5 protein-coding genes and 1 pseudogene are annotated in these 6,000 nt (G+C 75.4%); 3 read left to right on the top strand and 3 right to left on the bottom strand.

Annotated elements, in window-relative coordinates:
• Positions 1–302, bottom strand: a pseudogene (locus tag VR45_RS17295) (hypothetical protein); the annotation flags it as partial.
• A 236-nt stretch (positions 303–538) separates the two neighbouring features.
• Between VR45_RS17295 and VR45_RS17290 the strand changes: the two are divergent.
• Together VR45_RS17290 and VR45_RS17285 are read left to right on the top strand one after the other, a co-directional pair.
• Complete coding sequence (locus VR45_RS17290) at positions 539–1,816, top strand: histidine kinase (RefSeq protein ID WP_052709158.1); 1,278 nt, start codon at positions 539–541, stop codon at positions 1,814–1,816.
• A gap of 47 nt (positions 1,817–1,863) precedes the next feature.
• Positions 1,864–2,532 carry a response regulator transcription factor gene (locus VR45_RS17285; protein WP_353612695.1) on the top strand — a complete coding sequence of 223 codons (669 nt, stop codon included), beginning with the start codon at positions 1,864–1,866 and terminating at the stop codon, positions 2,530–2,532.
• Positions 2,533–2,576: 44 nt separating this feature from the next.
• Here VR45_RS17285 and VR45_RS17280 read toward each other — a convergent pair whose 3' ends face one another.
• Entirely contained in the window at positions 2,577–3,812 is a 1,236-nt protein-coding gene (locus VR45_RS17280) for an MFS transporter (protein ID WP_045940664.1), read from the bottom strand.
• A 65-nt stretch (positions 3,813–3,877) separates the two neighbouring features.
• Here VR45_RS17280 and VR45_RS17275 point away from each other — a divergent pair, with 65 nt between their 5' ends.
• Positions 3,878–4,240, top strand: coding sequence for a MerR family transcriptional regulator (locus VR45_RS17275; RefSeq protein ID WP_045940663.1), 363 nt, complete (start codon positions 3,878–3,880; stop codon positions 4,238–4,240).
• Positions 4,241–4,308: 68 nt separating this feature from the next.
• Here the strand turns inward: VR45_RS17275 and VR45_RS17270 are convergent, their stop codons facing one another.
• The gene (locus VR45_RS17270) at positions 4,309–5,910 is read right to left on the bottom strand and encodes a glycosyl hydrolase family 18 protein (RefSeq protein WP_234326011.1); all 1,602 of its coding nucleotides are present in this window, start codon (positions 5,908–5,910) and stop codon (positions 4,309–4,311) included.
• Positions 5,911–6,000 lie beyond the last annotated feature (90 nt).

The raw sequence follows: 6,000 nt of genomic DNA, 5'->3' as shown, positions 1-6,000 counted from the left end.
AGCCGGTGCAGCCCCGGGCGGCGGGCGCGCAGCCGGGGCAGGAACTGCCACGGACCGAGCAGGATCGCCAGCACGCCGCCGCCCACGTGCAGGACGAGCGAGCCCCGGTGGGCCAGGTAGACGGCGCTCTGCTGGTCGAGGAAGACCGCCGGGTCGAGGGTCAGGTAGCGGGCGGTGAACAGGGCCGTGAGGAAGGCGAGCGCGGTGACCGTCCACCAGCCCGCCCGGCGGGCGGAGCCGGTGTTCGGAACGGCGGCGGTGTCAGGGGCGGCGGTCGGGACGCGGGGGTCCGGAGCGTTCATGGCCCGGACGCTACGGACCGGGCCCGGCCGGCCGCGTCCGCCCGACGGGGGTGTCCGGCCTCCCCCCGGCGGGCGGCCGGACACCCCCGCCGGGAGGCTCGCACCCCCGGTCGGACGGGTCCGGAATACCCCACCAGGGCGATGCGCCGGGCGGACGGCCGCCGCTACCGTACGGCCCGGCGCCCGCACCACCGCGCGGCGGCCACTCCCCCGAATCCCCCCGCACCGGAGCCGCCATGAGCCCGCCGCCCCGCACCCGGGCGATCCGGACCGCACCGGTCCCCTCGGCCCGCTCGGCCCTCGCGGCCCTCTCGGCTCTTGGCGCGCCCAGGGCCTGGGCGGCGCGGGTCCTCCGGGCGGTCCGGGCGGTGCCGGGCGGGCACTGGGACCTCGCCCTGGCCGGCGGGTTCCTGCTGCTGATGGCCGTCGAACGGACCGGCGCGGCCGACGAACTGCACGGCGGCCTCCCCGTGGCACTGGCTCTGAGCACGGCGGTGGCAGGTCCGCTGGCACTCCGCCGGACCAGGCCGCTGGCCGGCTACCTGGTCGGCGCGGCCGCGCTGTCGGCGGAGGCGCTGTTCGTGCTGCCGAGCCCGGTCTCGCCGTACGCCGACCTGGTCGGCCTCTACTCGCTCGGCCTGTACGCGCCCCGGCGGCGGGCCTGGCTCGGACCGTTCGCCGCCCTGCTCGGGATGGCCGCCTACTTCGCCGACCTCGGGCACGACTACCCGGTCATCCCGGCCGGTGTGCTCTTCCTCTGGCTGCTCGGCTGGGCGGTCGGCTACGGCACCGCGCGGCGGGCCGAGGAACGGGAGGCCGCCCGGTGGCGGCTGCGCCGGGCGGTGGTCGCCGAGGAGCGCGCCCGGCTGGCCCGTGAGCTGCACGACTCCGTCGGCCACACCCTCAATGTGGTGCTGGTCCACGCCGGGGCCGCCCGTCGGCTGCTCGACCGCGACCCCGAACGCACCCGGGAGCTGCTCTCCGGGATGGAGCACACCGGACGGGACGCGCTCGACGACCTCGACCGGGTGCTCGGCCTGCTGCGGCGCGGCGACGACGGCGAGTTCGGCAGCGGCGAGTACGGCGACGACGGCGAGGGGGCGGCCCCGCAGCCGGGCCTCGCCGACCTGGAACGGCTGGCCCGGCGGCTCGGCCGGGCCGGGCCCAGGGTGCGGGTGCGGATCGACCCGGCGGCCCGGCGGGTGCCGCGCAGTCTGGACGTGTCGGCCTACCGGATCGTCCAGGAGGCGCTCACCAACACCGTCAAGCACGCCGGCGCCCGGACCGTCGAGGTCACCGTCCGCCGCACCGGCGGGCGGCTCGCCGTCGAGGTGTGCGACGACGGGCGGGGCGCCCCGGCCGGGTACACGCCCGGCCGGGGGCTGCTGGGCGTGGCCGAGCGGGTGTCGATGCTCGGCGGCCGGGTGGAGCACGGGCCGATCGGCTCCGACGGACCGGACGGACCCAGCGGACCCGGCGGGTTCCGGCTGCGCGCCGAACTGCCGGTCCCGTGACGGCCGCCGACGGGCCGGGCGGACCCGGCGTCCCGAAGGTGCGGGTCGTGGTCGCGGACGACGACGCGCTGCTGCGGGCCGGGGTCTCGCTGGTCCTGGAGACGGACGACCGGATCGAGGTGGTCGGCCAGGCCGCCGACGGGCTGGCCGCCGTCGCGCTCTGCCGCGCCTTGTTGCCGGACGTGGTGCTGATGGACGTCCGGATGCCCGGGGTCGACGGGGTGGAGGCGACCCGGCGGATCGTCGCCGACGGCCTCCCCACCCGGGTGCTGGTGCTGACCACCTTCCACCACGACGACTACGTGTGGGGCGCGCTGCGCGCCGGGGCGGCCGGCTTCCTGCTGAAGCGGGCCTCGGCCGAGCGGCTCGTCGACGCGGTGCACACGCTGGCCGGGGGCGAGTCCGTGCTGGACCCGGCGGTCACCCGGGACCTGGTCGCCCAGGTGGTCGGCCGGGGCGGCGAACGCCCCCCGCCGGAGCCGGAGGACACCCGGCTCGCCCAGCTGACGGCGCGGGAGCGGGAGGTCCTGCGGCTGGCCGCCGAGGGGCGTTCCAACCAGGAGATCGCGGCGCTGCTGGTGCTCGCCGAGTCGACGGTGAAGACCCATGTGAAGCGGATCCTGGCGAAGATCGACGCCCGGGACCGCGCCCAGGCGGTGGCCATCTCCTACCGCGGCGGCCTGATGCCGCCCCGGGGCCCGGCGGGCGGGTACTAGAGCGGAGCGACCGGGCGCGTAGGGGCGACCGGGCGCGGCACGGCTCAGGCCGCAGGGCCGGGGCGGCGGGCCGGGAAGCCGTGGGTGCGGGCGGCCAGCACGACCGCGAGCACGGCCAGCAGCAGGAGCAGCACCGCCCACGGGAAGGAGCCCGCGCCGAGCCGGTCCAGCAGCAGGCCGCCGGCCACGCCCCCGCCGGCCATCGCCGCGTTCCACAGGGTGACCAGCACCGTCTGCGCGGCGTCCGCCTGCTCGCCGCCCGCCTCGCCGACGGCGGTCTGCAGCAGGGTGGGCATGCCGCCCCAGCCGAGTCCCCACAGCACGGCGGCCGTGTACACCGCGAGGGTGCTGCCGGTGGCCAGGCCGAGTACGGCGGCCGCGGCGGCGATCAGCAGGGTGGCGCCGACGGTGAGCGCGCGCGGGCGGCGGTGGATGTGCGCGCCGGTGAGCCAGATGCTCAGCAGCGAGGCCGCGCCGAAGGCGAGCAGCACCGCGTCGGTGGCGCCGCCCATGCCGCGCCGGTCGAGGAAGGGCGCGATGTAGGTGTAGAGGACGGTGTGGGCGAGGACGAGGACGACGGTCACGGTGAGCACCGGGGTCACCCCGGGGACGGTGAGGGAGCGCAGTACCGGGGTCCGTTCGCCGCGGGCCCGGCCGGGCACCTCGGGGACGGACGCGGCGATCCAGCCGGTCACGCCGACCGCGATCGCGGTCATCAGCAGGAACGGCACCCACCAGTCGAGTGCCTCGCCGAGGAAGGTCCCGGCGGGCACGCCCAGCGACAGGGCGAGCGGCACCCCGGTCATCGCGACGGCGATCGCCCGGCCCTGGAGCTCGGGCGGCGCGAGCAGGCGGGCGTACCCGGCGAGCAGGGCCCAGGCGAGGCCGGCGGCGACCCCGGCGAGGAAGCGGGCGGCCATGGTGAGCGGGTAGCTGGTGGACAGCGCGGTGACGGTGTTGGCGGCGGCGAAGCCGACCATCGCGGTGAGCAGCAGGCGTCGGCGGCCCCAGCCGGCGGTGGCCGCGGTGAGCGGGACGGCGGTGAGGGCGGTGCCGACGGCGTAGACGGTGACGGCCTGGCCCATGGCGGACTCGCCGACGCCGAGGTCGGCGCTCATCGCGGGCAGCACGCCGGCCGGCAGGGTCTCGGTGAGGGCGGTGACGAAGACGGCGGTGGCGAGGGCCAGCAGGGCGGGCAGGGGCAGGGCCGCCGGGGCCGTAGTGGTGGGCGGGGTGGTGGCTGAGGTGGTCCGGACGGAAGTCCGTGGCGTGGTCGGCATGCCGGTTATGCTCGAACCCTCACATTGATGTGAGGGTCAACGCGACCGGCTGTGAGGTGGGGCACATGCGGATCGGCGAGCTGTCCGAGCGGACCGGGGCGTCCCGGCGGCTGCTGCGGTACTACGAGGAGCAGGGGCTGATCGTGGCCGAGCGCTGCGCCAACGGCTACCGCTCCTACGACGAGCCGACGGTGGACCGGGTGCTGCAGGTCCGTGGACTGCTGGACGCGGGGCTGCCGACCCGGATCATCAAACAGATCCTGCCCTGTCTCGACAAGCCCCGCACCATCCACTTCGAACACGCCACCCCGGAGATGATCGCCACCCTGGAGCAGGAGTTGGCCGGGATGAGCGAGCGGATCTCCTGCCTGACCCGCAACCGGGACGCGATCGCGGAGTACCTGGCGGCGGTCCGGGTGGACCGCTGAGCGGCGGGTTCGTCCGACCCACCGCCGCCCAGCGGTCGTTCCGGTGCGGCCCTGCGGGCCGCGGTCGGTCAGCGGCGGAAGTAGGAGTCGAAGTTCTTCGAGAACTCCCGGCCGCCGAACTGGTCCCAGTTGATGGACCAGGTCATCAGACCGCGCAGGCCCGGCTGGGCGCCCGCCTTGGGGACGTAGCTTCCGCAGTTGGCGAGCTTGGTGAGGCAGTCCAGCGCCTTGTTGACCTCGGCCGGGGCGACGTAGCCGTTGCCCGCGTTGGTGGTGGCCGGCATGCCGATGGCGAGCTTGGAGGCGGGCAGCGCCGGGAACACGTTGTTGGTGTTGCCCGCCACCGGGAAGCCCTTGAGCAGCATGTCGGTCATCGCGACGTGGAAGTCGGCGCCGCCCATCGAGTGGTACTGGTTGTCCAGGCCCATGATGGAGCCGGAGTTGTAGTCCTGGACGTGCAGCAGGGTCAGGTCGTCGCGCAGGGCGTGGATGACCGGCAGGTACGCGCCGGCCCGCGGGTCCTGGCCGCCCCAGGGGCCGGATCCGTAGTACTGGTAGCCGAGTTGGACGAAGAAGGTCTCCGGCGCCATGGTCAGCACGAAGTTCGGGCCGTACTTGGCCTTGAGCGTGCGGATCGCCGAGATCAGGTTGACGATCACCGGGCTGGTCGGGTTCTTGAAGTCGGTGTCGCCGGTCTGGAGCGACAGCGAGTGGCCCTCGAAGTCGATGTCCAGGCCGTCCAGGCCCCACTTGTCGATGATCGCCGAGACGGAGCTGACGAACGCGTCCCGGGCGGCGGTCGTGGTGAGCTGCACCTGGCCGTTCTGGCCGCCGATCGAGATCAGCACCTTCTTGCCCTTGGCGCGCTTGGCCGCGATGGCGGCCTTGAAGTCGGCGTCGGACTCGGCGGTCGGGCACTCGGTGGCCGGGCAGCGGTTGAACCGGATGTCGCCCGAGGTGACGGAGGTCGGCTCGCCGAAGGAGAGGTTGATGAAGTCCCAGGAGTCGGGGACGTCGGCCACCCGGGTGTAGCCGGCGCCGTTGGCGAAGCTCGCGTGCAGGTAGCCGACCAGGGCCTTGGAGCCGGGCGGCGGGGTGGTCGGGGTGCCGGTGGGCGTGACGGTCGGGGTCACCGTGGGGGTGACCGTCGGCGTCACGGTCGGCGTCACCGTGGGGGTGACGGTCGGGGTGACCGTCGGGGTGGCGGTGGGCGTCGCGGTCGGGCTGGGGGCGCCGGGGCCGTCCAGCGAGACGTCGTCCGCGTAGTAGGTGCCCTGGCCGTACCAGCCGTGGGTGTAGACGGTGGCGCTGGTCTGGGTGGCGCCGGTGGTGAAGGCGACGCTCAGCTTCTGGTAGGCGCCGCCGGTGCCGGGCGTCCAGGTCGAGGTGCCGCCGTCCACGCCGAGGTAGACGTACGAGCCCTTGACGTAGGCGCTGAGCGTGTAGGCGGTGTTCGGCGCGACGGTGACGGTCTGCGCGCAGCGGGCGCTGTCGCCCGCCGAGGCGGCCCCGGCGAGGGCGTAACTCCCGCTGTGGGACTGGCCGGTGACGACACTGCCGGTGCCGGCGGAGCAGCTCCAGGGGCCGAGGGCGCCGCTCTCGAAGCCGCCGTTGACCAGGAACTCCCCGGCCGAGGCGCTGGGCGCGAGGCCCAGGGTGAGGCCGACCATGGTGGCGGCGGCGACGGCCGAGGCGGTGCCGGCGGCCAGCAGGGTGCGCGGCCGGCGGCGGGCCGCGGACGCGGGCAGGGTGACGGTTGA

The organism is Streptomyces sp. NRRL S-495 (assembly GCF_000966955.1).
GTDB classification, from domain to species: Bacteria; Actinomycetota; Actinomycetes; order Streptomycetales; family Streptomycetaceae; genus Kitasatospora; species Kitasatospora purpeofusca.
This window is presented reverse-complemented; position numbering and strand designations above follow the sequence as displayed.

What these genes read in the sequence shown, in the direction of transcription:
- VR45_RS17290 (WP_052709158.1), top strand. Translation starts at nt 539, where the DNA reads ATGAGCCCGCCGCCCCGCACCCGGGCGATCCGGACCGCACCGGTCCCC.
- VR45_RS17270 (WP_234326011.1), bottom strand. Translation starts at nt 5,910, where the DNA reads ATGGTCGGCCTCACCCTGGGCCTCGCGCCCAGCGCCTCGGCCGGGGAG.
- VR45_RS17280 (WP_045940664.1), bottom strand. Translation starts at nt 3,812, where the DNA reads ATGCCGACCACGCCACGGACTTCCGTCCGGACCACCTCAGCCACCACC.
- VR45_RS17275 (WP_045940663.1), top strand. Translation starts at nt 3,878, where the DNA reads ATGCGGATCGGCGAGCTGTCCGAGCGGACCGGGGCGTCCCGGCGGCTG.